Here is a 25,660-nt window from a genome sequence, read left to right on the forward strand (position 1 = left end):
ACGCGTAACTCGATTTTTTCGACTTACGTAACTCCTATTGCCTCACTCGAGACGCGTAACTCGATTTTTTCGACTTACGCTACTCCTTTTGCCTCTCTCGCCACGAGTAACTCGATTATTTCGACTTACGCTACTCTTATTGCCACTCTCACCACGCGTAACTCGATTTTTTCGACTAACTCAATGCTGCTGGACCCGTTTCTCGAGAGTTAGTCGATTCTTTCGACTAACTCCTCGATAATAAAAAAAAGCCCGCACGATGCGGGCTTCACTTCCAAACTAATCCATACGTTTTACGCGTATCATCCTACTCTTATAATCTCCGCGCAGCATCAAAGGAACACCCAGGTTCATGAGCGTAGAACCATGCCGGATGCAGGCTTCACCATCGTCAGACTGCACCTCATATGACGCATGAGGAACAAGTCCTTGCAGAGGCAAATTCCGAGATTCCGAACCAAAATGCTGCGATTGCAAGAACGAAAAAACAACAGCTTCCTTTTCATCCTCACTGAGATATTGATAAGCCGCCACATTCGAGTCTCGCAGCGATGACAGCCGGTACAAGTCGCCATTCAGAATAATCGGCCTGATTTCCTTATACAGCTCCACATAGCGCTTCGCTTCATCCAATTCCTCTACCGACCATTTGCTGATGTTCGCCCCAATGCCCAAACCGCCCATCATCGCGCTATGGAATCTATAGGATAAAGGGAGGCTCCTGCCGTTAAAACCATGCGGCGATTCCGTTACCCAACACATCATTACCGCCGGACTGTAGGCATAGGAAAACCCCTCTTGAATCGCTAACCGGTCACGCGCATCCGTGTTGTCACTAATCCAAGCTTGATCGGCATAGCGCAAAATGCCAAGATCAATCCTCGCGCCTCCGCCCGCACATGTCTCAAATTCCACATGGGGGAATCGCTCCCTTAGCTCGGCCCAAATGGCGTACAAGTGATCGACATGTTTGATCCACATGCCCCCCCCTGCATCCTGCCCATTGGCAAATGTACCAGGCTCTGTAATGGTTCGGTTCATATCCCATTTGATAAATCGGATATCATACTTCGTAAGTAATGTCGTCATGAAATCGAGAACAAATTGCTTCACTTCGGGCAGACCCACATTCAACAACAGTTGATTGCGCAGCTGTGTTCCTTCGCGCGTCGGAAATTGATACACCCATTCCGGATGCGCTCGGTACAAGTCGCTGTCGGGGTTGACCGATTCTGGCTCTACCCATAGCCCGAATTCCATCCCTAGTACTTTAACGTGATCGATCAGCTCCTCTAGGCCATTCGGGAACTTCTCCTCATTGACATACCAATCTCCTAAGCCTGCTCTATCACTATGGCGCTGGCCGAACCAGCCGTCGTCAACGACGAATCGTTCCACACCCAGACGAGCTGCCTGCTGTGCCAGCTCCTTTTGCCCTTCCACAGTTACGGCGAATTCGGTCGCCTCCCACGAATTGTACAACACTTTGCGCAGCTTGTTGGTCGGCCGTACATAATCCTTTTGGTACTTGTGCAAGTTGCGGCTCATCTGACCGAATCCACCAGATGTGAATCCGCCGACGAATACTGGCGAAACATACATTTCACCAGGTGCCAGCACGAAGGCACTGTCAAAATCGTTCACACCGCCTACGATTCGCACATGCCCGAACGTCGACTTCTCCGCAACGATTTTCCAGTTGCCGCTCCAGCCAAGTGCGCCAAACCACAAATTCCCCGAGGTTTCGTCGGCTTTTCCACTGTCGATAGCAAACCATGGATTAGTGTGAGGCCCCGTGAAGCCTCTGCGTGATTCCAGCACCTTTTTCCCTTCGGACAAGACCGTCGATCTTAATTGATACTCGCCTGCCCAGCGACCTGTCACATGCGTCAATCGGTAATCAGGCAGAGCCTGCACCGTCCAAACAGCCGCCATGACCTGCTCAATTCGAACGGACTCTGTCTGCGAATTACGCACGTGCACAAAGCGCTCAATCAGATCGTACTCTGGGATCGCTTTATAATGAACTTCGACATCTAACGGGTAGTAGGTATCCACCATCCGCAGTACGATTTCATTTTCGCTCGCTAATCGATATCCTTCATACCTCAGCTTCAAGTCCCGTACACCGTCTTCAAACGAAACTTTCAGCGCGGGTTCGGCATAATTACAGCCGCCCCAGCCCCCATACTCCTCCGTTTCACGATCGATTTCCGCATCGAAGGAGCTATGCAGCCTGCTTGTTAGTAAATACCCGCATTCAGAAGCCTCAACATGGGTTCCCCAATACAAGTGCTGGATGGTGCCTTTCTCATTAATCCCGAACACATACGAAGATTTGTCGGTGCGAATTTCGAAGATATTCGCTTGTTCCAAAACCGTTACAGACATCCTAACCGTCCCCCTATGTCTCCATGAATCTATCCTTTGATCGCTCCCGCGGCAATCCCTTTAATGATGAATCTCTGCATGAACAAGAAAAAGATGATAATCGGAATCATGCCCATAACGGCATAAGCAAAAGCAAGATTTAAGTCGCTGCTGTATTGACCGAAGAAGAAGTACTGTTGCAGCGGGATCGTGCGGTAATTTTTGTCCTGCAGGTAGAGCAGTGGAAGTAAAAAGTCGTTCCAAATGTACAACGCATTCAGTACGAGTACCGTAGCTGTAACCGGCTTGAGCAAAGGCATCACAACACGTATAAAAATACCCGGCGTCGAACAGCCATCAATCCTAGCGGCTTCTTCAATTTCACGCGAAATGCCTTTCACGAAACCTGTGTAAAACAATACGCCCATCTGTACACCGAAACCGCCATAGATTAGCGCTAGTCCCCAATGCGAATTCACAAGATGGAATGATTTTCCGATCTGGTACAACGGGAGCATAATCACTTGAAAAGGGACCATCATACCCGAGAGGAACAAGATAAAAATAAAGCTATAAAATGGCTTATTTCTGCGCGCAATTGCATAACCAGCAAGTGCAGAAGCGAAGATAATTAGCGCAACGGAGATGACGGTTACAATCAAGCTATTTATAAGTGCTGCGGGATACTTGGACGTATTCCATGCATGCGTGTAATTCGCAAAATTCAAACTCGTCGGCAACGAATAAAAGGAATCAAAGGTTTGCTTCGCTGTTTTGAGTGACATCAGTAACGCGACATACATTGGAAACACAAACAGAATAGCCAGAATTGCAACCGCAGCGAACGTGCTGTATCGTGTGATTTTCATTACATCTCCACTTCCCGTCTTCTGAAAATGGATAATTGCACAACCGTCACGATGACCAGAATGACGAAGAATATCATCGATAACGCCATGCCATAACCTGCTTTGAAGGAGCTGAAGGCTGTTTTGTAGATGAACGTTGTAATAACCTCCGTTGCAAAGCCCGGTCCCCCCTGCGTGGTTACCCAAACGAGATCAAACACTTTGAGCGAGCCCGTCAACACGAGCAGCAGATTGATCGTAATCGACGGCGCAAGCAATGGTAATGTCACATGCCAGAACGCTCGACCTGCTCCAGCTCCGTCCATTTTGGCACTCTCTACAAGCTCACTCGGAATGCCCTGTAAACCAGCGATATAGATAATCATAGGTGCGCCTACGCCCTGCCACAGGGCAACAAGAATCAATCCGAATAGAGCATGATCGGGATTACCAAGCGGACTAGTCACATCCAGACCGAATATGGTCAGCAGCTTGGGAAAACCTGTGCTGAAATTGTATTTCCAAATAAAACCGGATAATACGATAGAGAGAATGCTCGGCAGGAAGAAAATCGTCCGAAATACGTTCTTAAACTTCAAATAAGAATCCAGAAGCAAAGCAAGTAGAAGAGATAGCACATTCACAAGCACCATTAGAATAATTGCATATTTAAACGTATTTCCAAGCGCGGCCCATACGTCCGAGTCTTGAAAAGCATGCACGTAGTTTTCCCACCCAATATACGTCAGCTTGCGTGATACACCATCCCAACTTGTGAAAGAATATCGCGTTCCTATCACGAATGGAATGAGGACTGCTAACGTAAATAACAGAATACCCGGAATAAGGAACAGAACATACCAGAACTCACCACGGATCATTCGTTTCATATTTCCCATAGGTTAAATTCCCTTTCTGATGAATAACGGCATAGGCAATAGCCTATGCCGTTATAACGCTGTCGTTATTTGTGGTTCTTGGCAACCCAGTCATCGAGATCCTTAATGATTTGATCAGGTGTTGCTTTCTTGAAAAACACCTTTTGAACATATTGTGTAAATTGTGAGTTCCAATCAATTGTCGTGGTAATAAAGGATTGAGAATCGTACGTTAACCCTTTATCGAAATACGGCTTAAGATCATTGACCGCTGGCGCAATGTCTGTTGAGGCGCCTTTGACAAAGCTAAGCGAGTTAATATTTTTCACCCAAGCATCTCCGCCCTCTTTGCTGGCCATGAATGCAAGGAATTTCAACGCTGCATCTTTATTCGCTGATTTGCTGTTCACGGCAAGAGAGGCATCAGGGTTGAATTCAAGCTTATTCAAGCTTTCATCATTGCTGAATGGATACGGGAAGTACCCCATACCTGTTTTGTACAATTCCGGATTTTTCTTCTGAATATCCGCTAAAGGCCAAGTCCCCATGTACATCATACCCACATCGCCTTTGGAGAAGAGGTCTACGATACCATTGTAATCGACGCCAAGCTGATCTTTGTTACCGAGGTCAAACAAATCTTGGGCATGGGCGATAACTGTTTTGGACGCAGGGTTGTCAGCAAATTTCGCTGTGCCCTTTTCCACTTTGGTGAAAAAGTCCGCTTGTTTCTCTACCAGAGTTGTATTGCTTGGCAGGTCTCGGCTCAACCACATGCCTAACGTCCAGTTGTCTTTCCATCCAAGGGCGAAAGGTGTTTTGCCCGCTTCTTTTATTTTTTTGGCCGCAGCAATCATCGCATCGTACGTTCTAGGAACCTGGAGACCGAGATCGCTGAATATTTTTTTGTTATAGAAAACTGCAATTGGCGTAGCGTTAACTGGCATGATATAGTTTTTGCCGTCAGTTGCTTGCGCTTTCAGTACGCCAGGATCGAAGTTGGACATGAAATCTTTACCCGTCAAATCTTCAAGGTAACCGCCATCATGCAGCAGCTTCGTTTGACTGCCCGCATTTAATGTAAACACGTCCACGATGTCGCCGCTGGCCATTTTCGTTTTCAATAAAGTGTAGTAATCATCATATTTAACAGGCTGTACCTCGACCTTAATATTAGGGTTTTGCTTTTCGAACTGCTCGACGATTTTTGCTACTCCGTCTGTGACATCACTTTTGAAATGCATAAAAGAAATCGTAACTGGCTTCTCTACTTTAGCCGTTGCGGCCGCAGTAGCAGCTGGTTTATTCTCGCTGCTTGCAGCTGGCGTTGCCGTGCTTGCTGTATTGCTGTTGCTGCCGCACGCTGACAATAAAAGAGCCACCATCGTTGCCGAAACACTTACACTTGCAAACTTATTCATATCTGTTACCCCTCTTCCTCGTTTTCGGTTTAGAACAGTGATCTCTCGTTCTGAATCCTATCTTACGCTCTGAAAGAAGGAATCGTAATAAAATAAATTGTCGTTCTGATGTTCAAAATTTTGGTATTTAAGATTTGGCCGTATACTTATCTCGGTATTCCGAAGGCGTTTGTCCCGTGAACTTTTTGAACACTTGGCTGAAGTAACGTTGATTCTCATACCCCACAAGCTCGGAAATCTCACTAATTTTATATTCCGACATGTTCAGCAGCTCGCATGACTTTTCCATCCGTTTACGCGTCACATACTCGATAAAGTTCTCAGAAGTCACGGATTTAAACTGCTTGCTTAAGTAACTCGGGTCGAGATGAAAGCGAGTAGCGATGTCGATCAGACTGATATCTTCAAAATAGTGCGCATCCAAATAGGAGGCAATCTCGTGCATAGAATGAACGGATGGGGTCGTCCCCTTACTCGCATGATATTCCTCAGTGGCTTCGGTGAACTGTTCGATGAAGTGACTGAACTGACTGTGATCCACGATGCCTGTGATCGAACGTGCATCGAAAAGCTGCGGATAAGTAAGCACCATTTCTGTCATCTCAGCGGCGGCCATTTCTGTTAGCTTTTTCAGCGCTCGCTGACCCTCACGGATGGTCAGTCCATTCATTTTATCCGCTTTGTGCAGGAAATTCCGCAGCAGCTCGCGACTCTCGGCCCCATTCCCTGCGGCAAACGCTTGCTGCAAGGTCTTCAGCTCAAACACCGTTAACAACTCCCACGTAGCAGGAGCCGCTCCTGTGAATTGTTCCGGGGCGTTAAGTGAAAACTGGGTCGCATGCAGCATGTTATTTCTCAACAGATCATTGGCAATGTCATAAGCCTCTGGCAACCGTTCCAATTTATTGAACACACTGCTTAAACCAGCTACCACATCAAGCTGCAGCATCTGGTTTATCACGTTGTGAAAAGACTTGAGCAAATGTCGGATATGTGTCTCATTGTAGGCGGACTCTGGTGCATACAAGCAGAGACTCATCCTGTCGTCCGACTTATAGATGAGTGGTGCAACGTCCTGTCCGTCAGAGGAGAGCACTTCGGCCAAAATATTTTCGATACTGTACATTAACAAATCTGCATTCCCATGGAATTTCTTTATGGATATGCCATGAAAGTTGCGGAACATACAGACTGCTAGCCGAAAGCTGCCTCTAGCGCTAGAGATTGCAAGTTCTTCCGCTTGTGTTTGAATATCTATGACATTCGTGATACGGCGGCTAGTGACATGCTGAAGGAACACTTCTCTGCGGAGCTGCCACATATCTTGGGTGAATTTCTTTTGCTGCTGCAGCGTCAAATGGTTGTGGCTTGCCTCCATAGCCTTCACTAATGCGCTTTTCAAATCCAACAGAGAAATCGGCTTCAGCACGTACTCACATGCCTGATAAGTCACTGCTGCTTTCATATATTCAAATTGCGAGTAGCCGCTAATGACAATCACTTTGATCTCGGCATAATTGGTGTACAAGGCTTCTAGAAACTGTTGACCGTTCATGACCGGCATGTTCATGTCCGTCACAATAATATGAGGCTTGCTAATACGTATAAGCTCCAACGCTTCTTCGCCATGTCGCGCTTCGGCAATAACTTCCACGTCCAGAGCAAGCTCACTAATCATTTTGCAGATGGACTTCCTTCCCAATGATTCGTCATCCACGACCATTACTTTGTACAAAGCTGTCACCCCCACTATGATTGTACGGAATTCGTATGTGAATCGTCGTTCCGATCCCTATCTCACTCTCCACGTCTAGGCCATATGGCGATCCATAAACCAGTCTTAATCGTTCATGCACATTTTTGAGTCCGATGGATACGCCGTAGAAAACGTCGGACGATTTGTTCTCGAACGATGACCGCAGCGCAACCAGCTTTTCTGTTTCGATGCCTGGTCCGTTATCTTGCACCGTCAGTACAACGGAATCCGATTCCCGCAGTACGCTCACACAGATCCGAAGGGACTGCTCCTCCTCCCGCTTGCTGAACGCGTGCACAATGACATTCTCAATAATCGGCTGCATGACGAATCGAATGATCGCACAGTCCATCAGCTCAGTGGCGACGTCGAACTCAATCTGCAGCGTCTCTTCAAAGCGGAGCTGTTGGATGTACAAGTAGTTATTCACGTGCGCAAGCTCCTGACCAATCGTCGAAGCTACATTGCCTTCATAGAAGCTGTACCGAAACATGTCGCCTAACGCACGGCACATCTCGTGAATTTCATAATCCCCGATCAGTACAGCCTTGCCGCCGATCGTCTGCAGTGTATTGTAAAGAAAATGCGGATTGATCTGCATTTGCAGCGCAAGAATTTGCGCTTCTTTATTGAGAAGCTGCATTTCGTATTTGGATTCAATCAGCTCGCGAATTTTATCTGTCATGAAATTAAAATTGCCCGTCAACTCTGAGATATCATCACGATAATTGGCATTCTGCGGCAGACTAACATGAAAATTGCCCTTGCGAACAGTTTTCATCGCTTTTCCGAGCAGCTTGATGGGTCGGGTAATGTAATGCTGTGCGAGGATCGAGAGCAGTGAAATGCTCAGCATCACGAAAATAAACGCCCCAACTGTCGTAAGCAAAATATTCCTGCGGTTTTGTTCCAGTTCTGGGTTCGGATACACAATGGAAAGCGAAATATTGCCATAATTGAGTCGGGAGGTAGCGACAAATAAATCCTTCTTATTCAAAAATTGAATGTCCTTAGGATCATTTTGCGAGCTGATCTCCGGCTTTTCGTATTTCGGAATGATATCCGCATATTTGCCATTCGTCTGATAAAAGGGCTCGCCGCTGGCGTTCTGCAATACAATGACGTTCGGCGAATGATTATTCGCTTCAATCATCTTCGATAATTCCTTGCTCTGAATGTAAAAAACGAGCGTACCGAATTTCGTTCTATAGAACGGATCATAAATAGGAATTGAATAAACAAAAAAGTCCTGTTGTAATGTGACATCCTTATAGGTAAACATAAGCGCTTGCTGAAATGGCAAATCGAGCATCTCCTTATTATGAGGAATGCTCTGATCCATTTTGACGGACTCGTAGCTAGCCGCTCTGGACCATGAATCTTCCAGCTTATTTTCTTTGCCGAAGATCATGATCTTAATAATGTCTTTGTTTTTATTCTGAATCAGCAAATCATAGTTTTTAATCGATTCCCTGAGCAAAATGATTTCGGCATCATTATAATTAGCCCCATGCTCCATGAGATTCAGGATGCGGTCAAAACCATATATTTGCAGGGCAGACGAAGAAATATTGCTGAAATATTGATCTAAATACCCAGATAAATACTCGGCATTCTGGTCCGAACTTCGGAACATCGAGTTTTCTAAGGAACGTGTGCTTGACTGATAAAAAATCATGGAGAGTACAAGCATGGGGATCAAGGAGATCAGGACACTGCTCCAAACAATTTTCGTGCGAATGCTCCTATTTATAAATAGCCACCTGATCATGCCATCCCAACTTCCCCTGTTGTTCAAATTAAAATTGGATCGATTATACCACATTGTAACATCAATCCTGCTTCTTACAATTCAACTTTTTGTAATCTTGATGTTCAAATTTTTGTTTCACGAATAACGCTAAACAGGTACCCACCGTCTAAACACTTGTTCAAAGTGTCCAACAATGAGTACCTGTTTTTAAAATCTCGTGTTACTTTTTGTTTTTGTCCAAAATAGCTGTTGCGTCTTTACGGAAAGATACAGCCGCTTCTTGAACCGTTATTTTCTTGTACATTATTTTCTCAGCTGTATCTTTTAGCAGCTTCTCGATTTCGATGGAACCAACTGGATTCGGAGGATCCATTGGCGCACTGTTTTTCTCAGCCCAAGCGACATAGTCAAATACTTTGATTTCATTCGGGCTTAACAGCGGTTTCAAAGCTTCCTTCACTTTGGATGCTACTGGTACGCCGCGCTCGCCCTTAATGATTTTATTTGCTTCAATATCATTGATCCAGAAATCAATAAATTTAGCAGCTTCTTCTTGTACTTTGGAACTGCTTGATATGGACCAGTACATACTTGGTTTCAAGAATAACCCTTTGTTTGCATCAGGACCTGGCATTGGCTGCAGGACAAGCTCACGTTTCGATGCTGTAGCTAGACCAATAAATTGATTGGACCAACCATTGGAGGAAATGGAATTACCCAATGTCAACTCGTCATCTTCTGGTGTGCCTTTCTTTTGTGCAGCCTTATCAAGCGCCAGCACACTTCCAGCGTCATAATATTTCTGAGAGCGAGTGAAATAATCAACAAACAGCTTGTCGTCGGTATAACCAAGGGCTGTGCCTTCTGCGTTATACATTTTTTGACCAAGTGTACGCAGGTAATATGGGAAGAAAACGTCATCTCGGAAGCCGCCCGTGATTTTGCCCGCAGCTTTCGCTTTTGCAGTAATCGCATCCATATCATTCCATGTCCAGTTCTTTTCAGGAGGCGTAATATTTGCTTTTTTCAACATCTCGAAGTCCATGATACTGGTCAAAGCATTAACCCCTAAGTTCATAGCTACGAGCTTCCCGCCTACTTGACCACCTGAAACCGCATTTGGACTAACGTCATCCACGTTAAGAATTTTACTTTTCGTAAAAGGCGTCAAATCTGCCAATTGGTTTCTTCCACCGTATTGTGTTAAATACGAGATATCCATTTGTATAATATCTGGAAGTTGGTTAGCTGCAGCCTGAGGAGCTAGCTTTTTCCAATAATCATCAAAAGCAGCGTATTCAGCTTCAATTTTGACATTCGGATGTGATTTCTCATACATTTCGATAACTTTTAGCGTATAATCGTGGCGTGCTTGACCTCCCCACCATGCCATACGAAGCTTTACTGGGTCCTTACTTGCACTAACTGTTGCACTAGGAGTCGTTGCTGTTGTTGGCGTTGTTGTGGCTCCACCACTTTGGTTGCTAGAAGTACCCGAAGAACAAGCGGTTGCAGTGAAAATCATGGATAATGACATTAATGTTACTACTGCCTTTTTCATGGTTTTTCTCCCCTTTGTACGTACATTTCAGACAAGGTAATCGCTTACATCCCTATTATCTTCTATAAATTAACATTTGGTAATTTAAAATTCCGTCCTCTTTGTTCAATTTTCAGTCTTGAAAAAGAAAAGAGACAGTACCTCTGAGTAGGTATTGTCCCTTATATGACGTACTATCCGATCAGTCTCATTAACCCTTTGTACGCTAGTTCCTCGAATTTACTAACGACCTTCTCCCGCTCCATCGCCCACTCGCAATCCTCAAGTGCGCAGGCAACCGGTGCATCCAAGCGAATGGTCGCCAGATCAAGCGATAGATGAAGCATATCCAGCTCTGCCTCGATCTTAGTCCGTACACCCTTCGGAAGTGCAGCTAAGTTCTCTAAGATACCCGCGATGTTCTGGTACTCATTCAGCAGCTTCGTTGCTGTTTTCTCCCCAATCCCTTTGACCCCAGGATAATTATCTGCCGTATCTCCCGTTAACCCCTTCAGATCAATGATTTGAGCTGGGGTCAGGCTCTTCTCCTCCATGAGTGTGTCTAGCGTATACACCATGTAATTGGATTGCCCTTTTTTCATAATAATGACTTCCGTGTTCTCGTTAACAAGCTGCAGCATATCGTGATCCCCTGTAAGGATCTGTACTTTCGTATGAGGGCTGTATGTACGAGCCAAGGTACCGATGCAATCATCAGCTTCATAGCCAACGACACCTACATTCGGAATATTAAAACTGGCTGTCACGTCTTTAACCAGGTCAAATTGTGGGATTAACTCCTCGGGAGCAGGTCCGCGATTCGCCTTGTAGGCTTCGAACTTCTCTGTGCGGAAGGTCTTGCTTCCCATATCCCAACAACACACAACATGAGTAGGCTTGAAGGTTTCAATCGCATCTAACAAATATTTCAGAAATCCGTAAACGCCGTTAATCGGCACGCCATGATCCGTTCTCATGATATAACCACTAGATGAAGTTGCGTAAAAACCGCGAAATAATAAGGCCATGCCGTCAACTAGCAGCACGGATTCAGATGAATTGTGTGACATAAATAATCGCTCCCATTCGAATAAAGCCTATGAAAAGTATGAACTTGTTACGAGTAGTATAGCACGGGACATGTGTTCCCGACACGCAAAAACCCGCCATCAGCAAAAGTTACCAATGACGGGAGTTCATAATATGAAGCTGTTTAGCGGCTCGTATGCCAGTTAATTTCCTGAATGAATTCCGTTATTGATTCGTTCAAGCGTGTGGAGATTTCATCATCCAGAATCGCTTGCCCTTGGTCGCCCCATGTTACTTGTTTATCAAGAACATACACACCTTGCAGAATGTTCTGTGCGCCTAGAACAGATAATACTGGTTTGAGAGCATAATCGATGGCCAGCAAGTGTGCGTAGGTTCCCCCAACCGCTAGTGGAAGTACGATTTTACGCTCGAGTCCTTTTTGCGGCAACAGATCCAGGAATGCTTTCAATACGCCTGTGTAGGAAGCTTTGTAGACTGGCGTAGCTACGAAAACAGCGTCAGCTTCTGTTACCCGTTTACTCGCATTGACAATAGCCTCACTGTCAAACTTAGCATACAACAAATCCTCTGCTGGAAGGTCGCGAACCTTAATCCAGTCTACTTCAAGACCAGCTTGCAGAAGTTCGCTTTTGGCGACTTCGATCACACCATGCAATCGGGAGGTTGGGGTTGGACTTCCTGAAATGATTACTACTTTAGCCATGTGATTCACTCTCCATTTGCAATGTGGTAAAAAAAGAGACTCCGCTTCCTTTGTTCGCTACAAAGTGGGAGTCTCCTGCTGTTGGGTCGACTTTTTTAATCCATAGTGTTTCACTTGGGATTATATTACCATGGCTTATTGGGGACGTCAATGCGTTCGGCTCAAAAGAAATTCCAGCCTGGCATCCACCGTAAAAAGAACGAGTATTTAGACGGTATGATCATTCCCGATAGAATTGGGTAAAACAGTGCGAACAGCACGAAGACGGCGGCAAGGTAACCGTACACCCATCTTCTTTTGTGCAGAGTACCTTGCTCCAGATAGTCTTTGATGTAATAAGTTAAGATCAGAACTAGGAACGGTACCATAGCAAAATAGTGATAAATAAACGTCAGTCTGGGTACCAACATCCACGGCAAATACTGTGAGCAGTAGCCAATTAACAGCATTCGCAGTAATTTATCTTTGCGTATGATTGCGATATAGAAGGACATCACCACCGCTATAAAGCCTGGCCACCAAACAAGCGGGTTACCGAATGAAACGATGCTCGAGAGCATGCCCTGCGGCATAAGCTTCGCTTGGTAATACCAGATCGGACGCAGCATCATCGGCCATTCCCACCAAGGTGAGGAGAACGGATGCGTTGCGACTAAATCCTTATGGTATTTGTACATATGAACTTGGTAGGTCACAACATCCTTCAGATTATGTCCTGGACCCGGAACCATCATAAAAGGAATATAAGATAGCGTATAGACACCCAGCGGTACGATGACAAACATGAGTACACACCAGAGTAAGGTGAGTAATGTATTTCGGACGAAAAGCTTTTGCACACGTTGGAGCTTCGTAGATTCGGCTTCGGTGAGATCGATACTTTCCTCTTTTGCATCAACTACATCTTCACCTTCTATTTCACCTTCGGGCTCATCTCGCCTGTTCAACAGTAATCGCTTGGCAAATAGGTACTCTCTGTATCTTTCCCATAACGAGATGAATAATAGCACCGCTAAACCAGCACCGCCGTAAATCACAATCCATTTGGACGCAGCGCCGATACCGAAAAACAATCCGGAAAGTCCAAGTGGAATTAGCGTCGCCCAAAGCTTTTCTCGGTAGAAGCTCAAAGTTGTGTAGCGATACATGAAATAAAACATCAGCATGATGAAAAACACACCATACACATCAATCGTGGAAATTCTCGTCTGCGCAAAATGCATGAAATCAAAGCTAAGTAAGAAGGCAGCAATGAGTGCATATTCAGAACGCCCAAACATCCGCTTAGCAAACACATACATAATAGGAATCATGCCGACGCCGAATAAAGTACCGATAACCCGCCATCCAAACGGATTTAAACCGAACACGTAAATACCGATGGAAATCAGTATTTTGCCTAGAGGGGGATGCGTGCTTTCATAGGGTTCAATCTTGTGGAGATGCTCATAGGCCGTTCTTGCATGATAAATCTCATCGAAATACGTGCCATTCATATACGTAGGTGTATAAGGGACGACACTTGCTTCATCAAATAAATGAGCTGTTTTCCCCTCATCGGAAGCGTTGACATCTAGTTCCTTCACACTGGCGATCGGTAATGGTGTCGTACCTCCATCTCCGAATATCCCGATTTCATGAAGATGCAGCTTGGCACTCTCTTGCGCGTCGATCACAATCTTCACATACCGTGCTTCTTTATTCGCTTCAACGGTATGCCAAGTGAACACCTTCGTATGGTCAGATTTTACCGCCATGGCATCTTGCCACTGCTCACCATCTTTGGAAAACCAATACGAATAAGCACCTTCCCCAACACCAGCAAAGCTATTAATACGTGAAATCTGATGCGTGCCACCGAGATCAGCAATAACCGACTCTCCTGCACTCGTTGGTTGCCAGAACGTCGTCGGATCCTTATGCCCGCCAAGATGGAACAATGCAATGATCGCATAGACCACCACAAGAGCGCCTAAATACATGGCATCCTTACGCGAGAAGAAGCGTCCGCGCTTACTTCGTTCTATATGATCCTCCGCAGGCAGGATAACCGCCTTCCACAGAGAGGTCTCTCTTACATTCGTTGCTTTTGCTTGAGGCTCATCTTGCACTGGAAGCACTTCAACATTTTCATTACCTGGAGGTGTTGTCTCCTCCACAGTCCCGTCTTGATCTGATTTCACGAAAAGCCTCCATCCCAATATACATGCATAGACAAACATCATAACGTTGATCGCCGAAACCGTCAGCAGCAAAGGATTATAACGCGGAATGTGATAGTCCTGATGAAAGCTGCGCAAAAGCACATCGCCGATATTGATAAAATGCGTGATGCTGAAGCCTATAAAAAGCCATAAAATCCGGCGATCCTTCATATAAATGAAGCTCGTTAAGGCTAGCAATAAGCCATAGTGTAAATAGCGCTCGTGCATTTTGGTCATACACATAAAAACGGCTGTGATAAATAAGAAGGAAATGTATAATACAGCACCTCGTCGATGCTTACCCATCACATACAGGAAACAGACATATAGAATGGACAGAGACATCAATACAAGTCCAATTAATTTATAAGACAAGTGCCCAAAACCGCTGTTCATGTCCACGAAGTTTCCGCCGAGAAGTGAAAACAGATTAAACGCGTTGAGCGACGCATATGGATAGGAAGCTAACGTGCCCGAATACAAATCGATCATCCACCCATAGCCTCTGCCAACTGCAAAAGGAAGTGAAAGAACGACCATTGTAGCTACGCCAGTCAAAACGCTTAGCAGCCATACCATCGCGTTGCGTGCCCGTATGACATCGATCAATAGAAATACGCCAAACAGCAGCGCTTGAGGCTTAAGTAAAAGAGCAAGTGCGATAAAGAAGGCCGCTTGAGGTAGTTTGCCCTTCATTTGCAGCAACAATGTCGCAACAATACAGAGCATGAAAAAAGAATCCACCTGTCCCCATACCGCAGAATTCGCCCAAATGGCTGGGTTAAAGGCAAATAAGGCCGCAATCCAGAGCGCCTGCTTCCAGGTACGTGCACCCTCTTGTTTGCTAATCGCTAGACGGAATAGCAGATAGACGGTCCCGAGATCCGCAAGAATTGCGGGCAGCTTAAGGATGATTAAGGAGCTCCCACTCTCCCAAGGAATTGAGAACTTATGATGTAAGAAGCCAACAACGTATAAGACGTACATATAGCCAGGGGGATAATCCAGGAAATAATCTTTGGCATTCGTATATAAGTCCTTTAAACCTACCGTATAGGCGCGATCCGCCCATGCCATGAACGTTCGCACGTCCGTATCATAGCCTACCCACGTGGGGGCCAAAACTAGTCTAAGTATGAGGGCAATCAAAAGCATGATTCCTAAGAGTAAGAATGAGTAGGGAGCCAATCCCCGTTGTTTGAACCAACTTAGCATGCGACATCTCCTTAGCATTAAACTCTCCCTATTATACCTGTCCACACGCATCCAGAAAAGGAAAAAAGCACCGACGCTAAGGTCAGTGCTTGGGTTCAATCTTTTCAATGCGCTCACATATGTCATGCAACCAGTCATAGTCCCCTGTCATAGAGGCGCAGAGCGATAAATTTTCTAGTTTTAATCGGTTCCATACATAAGTCGCGTTAGCTTCCATGCACAGCATTAATTCCTCTTGCTCGCCTCGAGTTAGCTCTCGGGCTCTGCGTAGTGTCCATAATTCCGCCATACGTTGATGAACGGCTAACATGGTTCTTAGCCCCCTGCTCCGTGGAGTCGCTTTCATTATGTAGTATGGACAAAGTAAAGGGACTCGAAACAGAAGGCTTTTACGGTAACAGGAAAAAGTTCTAGACCCCATGCGTTTATTTTCTTATAATTAAACTAATATAAAGGCAATGCTACCTAACAGGTACAACCTCGGATTCGAATTTTTCGAATGCAGGTCAGTACCTGTTTTTTGCGTTTACTTTTACCACTACCCAGAGGGGGCTTAATTTATGTCGATGGTCATTGAAGCGGTCTATCACCGCCCGAAATTAAACTGGTCTTATGCCTATGATGACAAAACCGTACATATCCGAATTCGTACAAAGCGCGATAATGTGAAAAAGGTTTATGTGTACGCTGGGGATAAATATGCTTGGGAGCGTACCTCCGATTATTTCGAAATGCGTATTTTAACAAGTGATGCGTTATTTGACTATTGGGAAGCAGCCATTCAGCCGCCTTATCGGCGCTTACGATACGGGTTTAAGCTGCAAAACGGGAAAGAAAAGCTCTGGTTAACGGAGCAAGGCTTTTTCCCTAAGGAGCCGGAGGATTCCAACGGAATGTTTGAGTATCCTTTCCTTAATCCCGTAGACATCCTCAAGCCGCCAGCTTGGGTGAAGGATGCTGTGTTTTATCAGATTTTTCCTGAACGTTTTGCAAATGGCGATCCAAGCTTAGATCCTTCCGATGTTGAACCTTGGGGCGGTAAGCCGACTCCTACGAATTTCTTTGGTGGGGATTTGTTAGGTGTGCAGCAGCACTTGGATCACTTATCTGAGTTAGGCATTACTGCGATTTATTTCACACCCGTATTCGAAGCGACGACCAATCATAAGTATGATACTAGGGATTATAGGAATGTAGATCCTCAATTCGGAACCAACGAGACATTGAAAGCATTAATCGAAGCTTGCCATAGTCGGGGGATCCGCGTGCTGCTTGATGCAGTATTCAATCATTGCGGGCATACCTTCCCACCGTTCGTTGATGTCATGGAAAAAGGAGCCGACTCTGCCTATGCAGACTGGTTCCATGTCAGAGAATGGCCGCTTCGTGCTGATGACAACGGTATTCCGACTTATGAAACATTTGCCTTTGAGCCAATCATGCCCAAGCTTAATACAGAGCACGAAGAAGTCAAAGCCTACTTGCTGGAGGTCGCTGAATTCTGGGTAAAAGAAATCGGTATCGATGGCTGGCGCCTCGATGTTGCCAATGAAGTCGATCACCACTTCTGGCGTCAATTCCACGACAAGGTGAAGCGCATCAATCCGGATGCTTATATCCTCGGTGAAATTTGGCACGATTCCATGATGTGGCTGCAAGGCGACCAGTTCGACGCTGTCATGAACTATCCTTTCACGACGGCGGTGCTCGACTTCGTAACCACGGGCAAGCTCGACGGCTATGGCTTCGCTAATGCAATCGGTGCCCAGCTGGCCAGTTATCCGCAGCAAGCTAACGAAGCTGCGTTCAATCTGCTGGACAGCCACGACACACCTCGCCTGCTCACGCAGTGTGGCGAGGATAAACGCCGGATGAAGCTGGCCGCGCTGCTTCAGTTCACTTTCCCTGGGACGCCGTGTATTTACTACGGCGACGAGGTAGGGCTTAGCGGCGGCGGCGACCCCGATTGCCGCCGCTGCATGGAGTGGGACGCGTCCTTGCAGGACCGCGACCTGTTCGAGTTCTACCGCAGGCTCATCGCCCTGCGGCGCAGTTCCGAAGCGCTGCGCACCGGCGCATTGCGCTTCCTGCACGCCAAGCCGGGCGATGCGCGGCTTGTGCTCGAGCGCGTTAACGAAGATGGTGAGCATCTGCTCATCTTCGTTAACGCAGGCAGACGCTCTGCGCAGCTGAGCGTCAAGGTCGCCTGCGAGCGCCGCTGGCGCGATGCGCTCGCGGGCGGCGCCGCGGCCGAGCCGGTCGGCGGCAAGCTGCGGCTGCAGCTGCCGGCGTACGGCTACGCCGTGCTGCGCGCGGAGTAGCGTATGCTGCTAAGGTAGCTACGGAGATTTACTGAATTTGCACCTCTCCCCCCTCTGTAAACTGAGGGTGCGATAGAGATGCCCCATGTTCGACAGTTAGAAAATGTGAACACTCTAATGGACAGCAAGGTCGTTATTTGATCAGATACATCACCATGCAGATACTATCGGACACAGCTGCCGTTATTTTGACCTTTAACGATGATTTCCGCCTGATTATCGCTTAATAGCGTATTTGGTGTCCGATAAATAATCAGGATTATTGATTTCAGCTATTTAACGTCGTCTATGTCCGTTAGGCACCACCGCAACACAAAAACCCCCTCACCGCACAAAAAGCGGGGCAAAGGGGGCTCCTATTCTCTACTTCTTCAAAATCACACTCGAATAAGCAGGCACAACCAGCTTATTCCCCTCAAGCTTCCAACCCTTAACCGTGAACCGTTTTACCTTTGTAAAACCGGTATTCACTTGATCCACACTCAGATCCAGCACTTGTTCCTTACCCGAGAGATTATGAACAACAAGGAGCGCTTCCTTGGACTCTCCTCTCACATAAGCTGCGATGTGCTCATTACTCGCCTTAAACTCACTGATCTTCCCGCCTTGCAGAGCAGGCTCCTCATTTCGCCATTGAATCAGCTTCTTATAGTGATTCAACAATGAACTCCCGTCTTTCAGCTGATCAGCGACATTCGTTGCACCTTCTTTATTGTAGCGCGGAGCTTCCCAAGTGGTCTGCCCAGCACCGCCCGCAGCGGTCCAATGCATCGGCTCACGCAAGTACTCGTCCGGCTTCATTCCGAGCATGCCGATTTCCTCGCCGTAGTAGAGAAACGGGTTGCCTGGCATGGTGAGCAGCAGGGCTGCCGCCATTTTGGCATGGTCCACATTGCCTTGTAACGCACTCATCACCCGCGTCTGGTCATGATTGGACAGGAATGGCGCATCAATGAATTTGCCGCCAGAGGTTTTGTCATATAAGCCGTATGCCCTTTCAAGGGTAAACGCGATGTTCCCTGCGTTCTCGGAATTCGCCGAGCTAATCAGTGTTTTCGCCAAATCGAAGTTAAACCCCGAATCCAGCGCATTGTCCAAGTAAGGCGCAATAACGGCAATACTATCCCAAATTTCTCCGACTACATAAGCATGATCTTTCACTTCCCGCAGACCCGCACGGAATTCTTTCCACCAAGCTACATTTTTCAGCGAGGTTTGAGGATCCTTTTTGGAATCAGTGAAATCTTCATAGACATGCTTAGCAGCGTCTAATCGGAAGCCATCGGCACCTTGCCCAAGCCAGAATTGGCCGACCTTGATCATTTCCTTGCGAACATCCGCATTGTCAAAATTCAAATCCGGCATGCCTTCCCAGAAAATACCGAGGTAATGGCTGCCATTCTTAAGATGCCACGCCTTGTCTCCAGCGGCGCTTTGCCCTGAAGCAGGTTTGCCTTGATCCTCGGCCCACGTATACCAATTGCGATAAGGACTGTTTTTATCTTTTGCAGCTTCAATGAACCAAGGATTCTCGGAACTAGTATGATTTACGACCAAATCCATTATGACCTGAATGCCGCGCTTGTGCGCCTCTTTGGTTAATGCCTGAAAATCAGCCATCGTACCAAACTCAGGATTAATTTGATAATAATTCGTCACATCATAGCCGTGATAGCTAGGAGAAGTCATGATCGGCGTTAGCCAAATCCCTTTGATCCCCAGATCCTTTAAATAGTCGAGTTTGGCCGTAACCCCATTCAGGTCACCGACCCCATCGCCATTCGAATCTTGAAAAGAACGAACAAAAATCTCATAAAACACGCCATGGTTTTGGCCGCTCGCCTCGTTCCCCATGTCTTTCGAGCATCCTGTCACCATCAGCACAAGAGCCATCCCGAGCATCCAGATCAGATTCAGCCTACGAAATCTACTCATCCTTTGGAAGCTCCTGCCGTTAAGCCATCAACGAGGAAGCGTTGCAAGAATACGAATAGTATCGTAATCGGTAAAGCAATTAAGACCGACCCAGTCGCAAATAGGGCAAAGTTACTGCTTTGTTCCTTATCCACTAAATCGAACAAGCCAACAGCAACGGACCAGTGATCTTTGGAACGTAATACGACTTTTGCCAAAATAAAATCAACCCACGCACCTGTAAAGGACATTAATGCGACATAGGTTAGCATTGGCCGGGACAACGGCAACATGATTCTTGTGAAAATTTGCAGGTTCGATGCGCCATCAATACGTGCCGATTCCTCCAAACTCCGCGGAATGGTGTCAAAAAATCCTTTCACCACAAAAGCTTGCAGCAAGCCCGCTGCCGAATAAATCGCCACCAGCGCATAAATGTTATCAAATAATTTGAGCTGCAGCAGTAAGACATAGAAAGCGGTTAAGCTCATGAACGTTGGAAACATGCTTAAAATGAGTACACCCGTCATGATTGTTTTTCTGCTTTTGAACCGGAACCTGGACAGGGAATAACCACTGATCGTCGTTAGAATCGTCGAGAAGATCATCGTCAATGTGGCGATTTTCAGCGTGTTCCAATACCAGGTTGTAAATTTAAATCGCGTCGAAGTTAATAGCTCGTGGTAATGGTCTAAGGTTAAACTTTTCGGAATCAGAGTTGGACTATACAGCGCAGCACCAGGCCGGAATGAGGCTAAGACGACCCAAAGCGCGGGATAAATGCAACAAATCGCTATAATAACCAGCACGATATAGCTTAGAAGCAGGCCGAAGGTGAATTTGGATTTTTTGCGAGTTGTAGTCATTGGATCATATCCTCCTCTTTGAATGAGCGCGTCTTCCGATAGCTCCAGATGGAAAGCGAAGCAATCATAAAGAAGATGATAATCCCGACCGCTGCCGCGATATTGTACTTCTGTTGATCCAACGTCAGCTTATACAGCCAAGTCACTAGCAAATCTGTACTTCCGCCATATTGGAATTTACCGTTAACCGGATCTCCTTTGGTCAGAAGAAAAATAACGTTGAAATTATTGATATTTCCAGCGAATTGAATAATGAGTAGTGGCGCTGTTGTAAATAAAATGAACGGCATCGTGATGAGACGGAATTTCAGAAATGAGGACGCCCCATCCACTTCAGCAGCTTCATATAGATCTTTGGGAATCGCGGTTAATACGCCCATAATTAGGATCATGGAAACCGGAATACCAACCCACATGTTGACTATAATTACCGTAATCTTCGCCATCGTGGGATCTGTCAGCCAAGGAAGCTTACCTAAGCCGAAATAGCCCAAGTATTGATTAATCGGTCCAAACTGTCCGTTGAACATATTTCTCATAACCAACAAGGAAACCAGCTGTGGGATCGCATACGGAATGATAAAAATCGTTCTCCACATGCCTTTTAGGCGAATGCCTTTTTGATTCACAAGTAAAGCTACCAGAACCCCGCCCATGTAAGTAGTAAAGGTTGCAACAACTGCCCATATAATGGTCCATCCTAAGATATGGAAGAAGGAGTAGCTCCATGTTTTGAACATAATCAAATCATGAAACGTTCGGAAGCCGACCCATTTCAGCACCTTCGCAGGCGGTAGATTATCGGGGCCTGAATAATTGGTAAAGGCAATCAATATCGTGAAAATAATCGGCAAAATCGTAACGAACAATACGCCAATAATCGGGATCGAGAGGAAAATCTCAGGAAATCTCTTATCAAGCACATACCGTAATGACTGCGCGATATTCGCGGGTTGCTTTCCTTCTTCCCGTTTCTTCCCCGTTAAGTAAGCATCTTTAATATTCATCACATACACGACAGCGAAGAGGAAAAGCAGCAGCAGTGTAATCAATCCACCCAACATTAAGAAGATGGAATGATCCCCTTTCACTGTTTTGGCAACACCATTTATAGTTTCAAAATGTGTTGGAGTTTTACCCAGTGTAAAGAGCCCCCAGATCGCGTGACTCAGGTTTTTGACAAAATAATTGATTCCTACAACTTCGATGAGAAGCAGGAGGAGTCCCTTTATATACTGCCGATTATACAATTGTCCAAGGCCAAGACTAATCACAGATAAAGCAGCCGCCATGCGACGATGAGTACCCATTTTCTTCAGCCAGCTCCTTCCGTATCCTAGAATGGAATCACCCGCCGATTCCTCGACGGGTGTCCGCTACCTATACAAGTGGTATTGCAAATCTTTATTTTGTTGCTGCGTTCGTATCTTTAATTTGTTTTACCGCATTGTCTAGTGTCGCTTTAGGATCTTTGCCATCGTTCCAGATGTCGCCAAGTGCTGCGCCCATTGGTGTCCAGATATTGCCCATTTCAGGAATGGATGGCATCGCTTGGGATGTTTTCAATTGTTGCAGGAAGCCGTTAGCCAACTCATCGTTTTTCACGCTAGCATCATCAGCTGCTGCTTTATTAGAAGGAAGCTGACCGGAAATTTTGAAGTTTTCCAATTGCGCCGCTTGGGAAGTTGCAAAGTGCGCGAAAAGTTTAGCTGCATTCGGGTATTTCGTATATGCGTTAACGCCTAGAATTTTGATACCTGCAAAGGAAACAGCTGGCTTCCCATTAATTGTAGGAATAGGTACTACGCCAATGTTGATTTTTGCATTTTTGTAATCAAGAATGGTCCATGGTCCGTTCAGATCCATTGCGAGTGTACCGCTTGTGAAGAGACCTTTTTTGATGTCATACGTTACATCACCGGATTTAACAGGTAATACATCCTTTTTCAAAGAAGCAAAGAACTTCGCTCCTGCAACGGCACCCTCATTGTTAAGGCCGATATCCGTTTTGTCAGTACCATTTTTACCAAATACATAACCACCAGGACCCGCTAGGAACGCATAGTCAAAATAGAAATTGCCGATATCAAACATGAAGGCGAATTTGTTTTTCCCAGGGTCATTGTACGTTTTTGCAAAAGCAACAACGTCATCAAATGATTTTGGAGCCGTTTTCACTAAATCTTTGTTATAGATCAAAGCGTAAGTTTCAACGGATTTCGGGTAACCGAATAGTGTATTATTGAAGGTCGCTCCTTGTACAGCAGCTTCCGCGTTGTCTTTTTTAGTTTGATCTGCGAACACATCATTCGGCAGATACAACCCAGCAGATACCATTTTACCTAAGTTATCATGCGGGATTACAGTTACGTCAGCCGCTACACCAGCTGGACCGTCTGCTGTTAATTTAGCCGGTTGATCCGGTGGGTTAACTTCTTCGAATTTAACAGGTACTTTATATTTCGCTTCGAATTGCTTCGCAACGGATTCGATGAATGCTTTCTGATCTGGTGCATCCCATACTACTAATTTGGCACCAGCTTCTGGTTTAAGTCCCATGTCGTTATCAGTTGTTGCTGCTGCTGTCGTTGCCGCTGCAGTAGCTTTAGGCGCTTCTGTTGCTGCAGCCGCTGAAGGCTTCGCTGTTTCCTCTGGTGCGGAAGAACATGCCGTAACAGATAAGGCGACAACGGATACCGCTGCAATCATGGATAGTGATTTTTTCATTTTTGTAAAACCCCTCTCATATTAGGTAAATAGTCAATCTTAGCGTAGTATTGCTGGAGTGCGAATAAATGTAAGCGACCTCATAAACTTGTGCAAACGTTTGCTCAATTTCGTCTAAGAGTAGCTTTACGACTTCTATTTCATCGAATAAATGCTTTACATTTATGAAATCATTCTTTGCAAGCGCTTTATTCATGAGTAATCATACAACACAGTTCTTCATTTGTAAAAACGTTTGCACAGATTAAAATAGGCCATTTTTCCGGATTTATAGTATAATATCTTCTATTTACTCTTATTTTCGAAGTATCTCAAAATAATTATGAATGACAACTCTCAATATTTTGCACAGTACTCAATGCAAATTGCACAGTTGTTATACGAAGCTAGCAGAACTAAGCTTTTCTGAGACATCTACAAGTTACAACCTCTAGGTATCCCCACAAAGTAATTGGAGCTTGTTTCAGAGATTATGTTCATCTTCTGAGGTAGAATAGCGGTCGTTCATTGACGAATGACTTAGATAAAAGCTATTCTCATACAAATGATTTACTTTTGCTTTAGAAATAGCTAACATAGAAAATAACGCATCACGATCCGTGAGCACAATCGTTTGCACTGGAGGTTCGGACCATGTCCGTTACGATTATCGATGTCGCCAAAAAAGCAGGAGTATCTCCTTCTACCGTATCCCGTGTTATATCCGGACATTCTCGTATTAGTTCTGCAACGATCCGCAAAGTGAAAGAAATTATGGACGAATTGGGTTATCACCCGAATGTGATGGCTAAGAGTCTCGTATCCAAAACTACGCAAACGATTGGTATTCTCCTGCCTCGTTCTGCAGAAGAGCTATTCTTAAATCTCTTTTTCTCCGAAATCATCCGCGGCGTCGTGACACAATCTACGCGCAGCGGCTATGACCTGATGATGACCACAGGTACATCTGAGCGTGAAGAAGTCGAAGCGATTACGAGACTTGTCAAAGGACGCAGAGTCGACGGCATCATTCTGCTCTATTCTCGTAAATCCGACCCTGTGATCTCCTTCTTGCAAGAGATGAAATTCCCATTCGTCCTTGTGGGTAGAAGCGAGGATTTCCCTGAGGTATTATCAGTTGATAATAATAACGTACTAGCAGCCTATGATGCGACGCGGCATCTGATCGCCCAAGGCCATAAGCGCATTGGCTTCGTGAGCGGTCCTCCAAATCTCATTGTTTCACGAGATCGGATGGATGGATATGTACAAGCCATGCGTGAAGCCAAGCTGGAGATTCAATCCGAGTGGATTGTTGAGGGTGAATTCCTCCAAGAGAGCGGCTATCGCGCTATGTCTTTTTTCATGAATCTGCCTGAGCGCCCGACTGCGCTTGTCGTCATTGATGATATCGTGGCCTTCGGCGTCCTTCGCGGGGTGACCGAGCTTGGCTATAAAGTACCATCTGACCTGAGCTTGGTCGGTTTCAATAATATTCCTATGTCTGAGCTATCCTCTCCACCAATCAGCTCTATCGATATCGGCATCTATCAGCTCGGTTATACAGCTTCACAAACCTTGATTAAAGCCGTGAAGGGGGAACCGATTCATCACAATCACATCATCATTCCACATCGATTGATGACAAGAGAATCGTCTCTTCATTCCATTCATAGTTGATGTGATTACTAGTCTTATACGAAGAACAATAAGAAAGCAAGAGAGCTCGTCCGCTCTCTTGCTTTCTTATCTTACATTTTGGTACGAATATTAAGGAATATGAACGACAGAAATTTTATCGATGGCAACAAAGAAAACTGTACCGTTATTAGATGCTAGAACAGCATTTCCATGTTCAATACCAAGAAATCTACCTGTATGATTCGGTTGAGTACCAGCATGAACTGTGATGACCGTACCAAGTCCGATGCGAGCCAAAGTAGCAAATACGGAGCAACTCATTGTATTTTCCTCCCTTCAAGCTTTATATGATATCGTATGCTAGTTTTATACTTTTGATATAGACGGATGCAGAAGTGGATGCGTATATTTTAAGAGTCTGTCATAATAACACAAAAAAACCTTTCTATCTCTCAACTTCCATTGAGATAG

General features: G+C 45.6%; 18 protein-coding genes. 2 read left to right on the forward strand and 16 right to left on the reverse strand.

Annotated elements, in window-relative coordinates; genetic code table 11:
* Nucleotides 1–279 precede the first annotated feature (279 nt).
* The 11 genes from AC58QC_RS21425 to AC58QC_RS21475 form a co-directional block, all read right to left on the reverse strand.
* The gene (locus AC58QC_RS21425) at nucleotides 280–2,391 is read right to left on the reverse strand and encodes an alpha-galactosidase (protein ID WP_497417109.1); all 2,112 of its coding nucleotides are present in this window, start codon (nucleotides 2,389–2,391) and stop codon (nucleotides 280–282) included.
* A gap of 29 nt (nucleotides 2,392–2,420) precedes the next feature.
* On the reverse strand, nucleotides 2,421–3,239 hold the full coding sequence (locus AC58QC_RS21430; protein ID WP_497417110.1) for a carbohydrate ABC transporter permease: 819 nt from the start codon (nucleotides 3,237–3,239) through the stop codon (nucleotides 2,421–2,423).
* Nucleotides 3,239–4,117 (reverse strand): carbohydrate ABC transporter permease, encoded by an 879-nt coding sequence (locus AC58QC_RS21435; protein WP_497417111.1) that lies wholly within the window; start codon nucleotides 4,115–4,117, stop codon nucleotides 3,239–3,241. Before AC58QC_RS21435 ends, AC58QC_RS21430 begins: the two co-directional genes overlap by 1 nt.
* Before the next feature lie 65 nt (nucleotides 4,118–4,182).
* Nucleotides 4,183–5,517 carry an ABC transporter substrate-binding protein gene (locus AC58QC_RS21440; RefSeq protein ID WP_497417112.1) on the reverse strand — a complete coding sequence of 445 codons (1,335 nt, stop codon included), beginning with the start codon at nucleotides 5,515–5,517 and terminating at the stop codon, nucleotides 4,183–4,185.
* Between the two features lie 127 nt (nucleotides 5,518–5,644).
* Complete coding sequence (locus AC58QC_RS21445; protein WP_497417113.1) at nucleotides 5,645–7,252, reverse strand: response regulator transcription factor; 1,608 nt, start codon at nucleotides 7,250–7,252, stop codon at nucleotides 5,645–5,647.
* Nucleotides 7,227–9,044, reverse strand: a complete 1,818-nt coding sequence (locus AC58QC_RS21450; RefSeq protein ID WP_497417114.1) for a sensor histidine kinase — start codon at nucleotides 9,042–9,044, stop codon at nucleotides 7,227–7,229. Before AC58QC_RS21450 ends, AC58QC_RS21445 begins: the two co-directional genes overlap by 26 nt.
* A gap of 202 nt (nucleotides 9,045–9,246) precedes the next feature.
* Nucleotides 9,247–10,587 carry an ABC transporter substrate-binding protein gene (locus AC58QC_RS21455; RefSeq protein ID WP_497417115.1) on the reverse strand — a complete coding sequence of 447 codons (1,341 nt, stop codon included), beginning with the start codon at nucleotides 10,585–10,587 and terminating at the stop codon, nucleotides 9,247–9,249.
* A 173-nt stretch (nucleotides 10,588–10,760) separates the two neighbouring features.
* The gene (locus AC58QC_RS21460) at nucleotides 10,761–11,636 is read right to left on the reverse strand and encodes a 5'-3' exonuclease (RefSeq protein WP_497417116.1); all 876 of its coding nucleotides are present in this window, start codon (nucleotides 11,634–11,636) and stop codon (nucleotides 10,761–10,763) included.
* Between the two features lie 143 nt (nucleotides 11,637–11,779).
* Nucleotides 11,780–12,322 (reverse strand): NADPH-dependent FMN reductase, encoded by a 543-nt coding sequence (gene ssuE, locus AC58QC_RS21465; RefSeq protein WP_497417117.1) that lies wholly within the window; start codon nucleotides 12,320–12,322, stop codon nucleotides 11,780–11,782.
* 161 nt (nucleotides 12,323–12,483) lie between these two features.
* On the reverse strand, nucleotides 12,484–15,741 hold the full coding sequence (locus tag AC58QC_RS21470; RefSeq protein ID WP_497417118.1) for a glycosyltransferase family 39 protein: 3,258 nt from the start codon (nucleotides 15,739–15,741) through the stop codon (nucleotides 12,484–12,486).
* Between the two features lie 82 nt (nucleotides 15,742–15,823).
* Nucleotides 15,824–16,051 (reverse strand): DUF7667 family protein, encoded by a 228-nt coding sequence (locus AC58QC_RS21475; protein ID WP_497251909.1) that lies wholly within the window; start codon nucleotides 16,049–16,051, stop codon nucleotides 15,824–15,826.
* A gap of 256 nt (nucleotides 16,052–16,307) precedes the next feature.
* Here AC58QC_RS21475 and AC58QC_RS21480 point away from each other — a divergent pair, with 256 nt between their 5' ends.
* On the forward strand, nucleotides 16,308–18,062 hold the full coding sequence (locus tag AC58QC_RS21480; RefSeq protein WP_497417238.1) for an alpha-glycosidase: 1,755 nt from the start codon (nucleotides 16,308–16,310) through the stop codon (nucleotides 18,060–18,062).
* A 363-nt stretch (nucleotides 18,063–18,425) separates the two neighbouring features.
* Here AC58QC_RS21480 and AC58QC_RS21485 read toward each other — a convergent pair whose 3' ends face one another.
* From AC58QC_RS21485 to AC58QC_RS21500, 4 genes are all read right to left on the reverse strand, one after another.
* Nucleotides 18,426–19,997, reverse strand: coding sequence for an alpha-amylase family glycosyl hydrolase (locus tag AC58QC_RS21485; RefSeq protein WP_497417119.1), 1,572 nt, complete (start codon nucleotides 19,995–19,997; stop codon nucleotides 18,426–18,428).
* Nucleotides 19,994–20,842, reverse strand: a complete 849-nt coding sequence (locus AC58QC_RS21490) for a sugar ABC transporter permease (protein WP_497417120.1) — start codon at nucleotides 20,840–20,842, stop codon at nucleotides 19,994–19,996. The genes AC58QC_RS21485 and AC58QC_RS21490 overlap by 4 nt, the downstream gene beginning before the upstream one ends.
* Nucleotides 20,839–22,152, reverse strand: a complete 1,314-nt coding sequence (locus tag AC58QC_RS21495; protein ID WP_497417121.1) for a carbohydrate ABC transporter permease — start codon at nucleotides 22,150–22,152, stop codon at nucleotides 20,839–20,841. The genes AC58QC_RS21490 and AC58QC_RS21495 overlap by 4 nt, the downstream gene beginning before the upstream one ends.
* Nucleotides 22,153–22,246: 94 nt before the next feature.
* A complete protein-coding gene (locus tag AC58QC_RS21500) occupies nucleotides 22,247–23,569 on the reverse strand; it encodes a sugar ABC transporter substrate-binding protein (protein ID WP_497417122.1) in 1,323 nt (440 codons plus the stop codon).
* 633 nt (nucleotides 23,570–24,202) lie between these two features.
* On the opposite strand from AC58QC_RS21500, the gene AC58QC_RS21505 reads away from it, so the two are divergent.
* Nucleotides 24,203–25,228: a LacI family DNA-binding transcriptional regulator gene (locus AC58QC_RS21505; RefSeq protein ID WP_497417123.1), complete on the forward strand. Its 1,026-nt coding sequence runs from the start codon at nucleotides 24,203–24,205 to the stop codon at nucleotides 25,226–25,228.
* 90 nt (nucleotides 25,229–25,318) lie between these two features.
* Here the strand turns inward: AC58QC_RS21505 and AC58QC_RS21510 are convergent, their stop codons facing one another.
* Nucleotides 25,319–25,510, reverse strand: coding sequence for a hypothetical protein (locus AC58QC_RS21510; RefSeq protein WP_497417124.1), 192 nt, complete (start codon nucleotides 25,508–25,510; stop codon nucleotides 25,319–25,321).
* Nucleotides 25,511–25,660: the final 150 nt, after the last annotated feature.

This window comes from Paenibacillus sp. J22P51, from assembly GCF_059692215.1.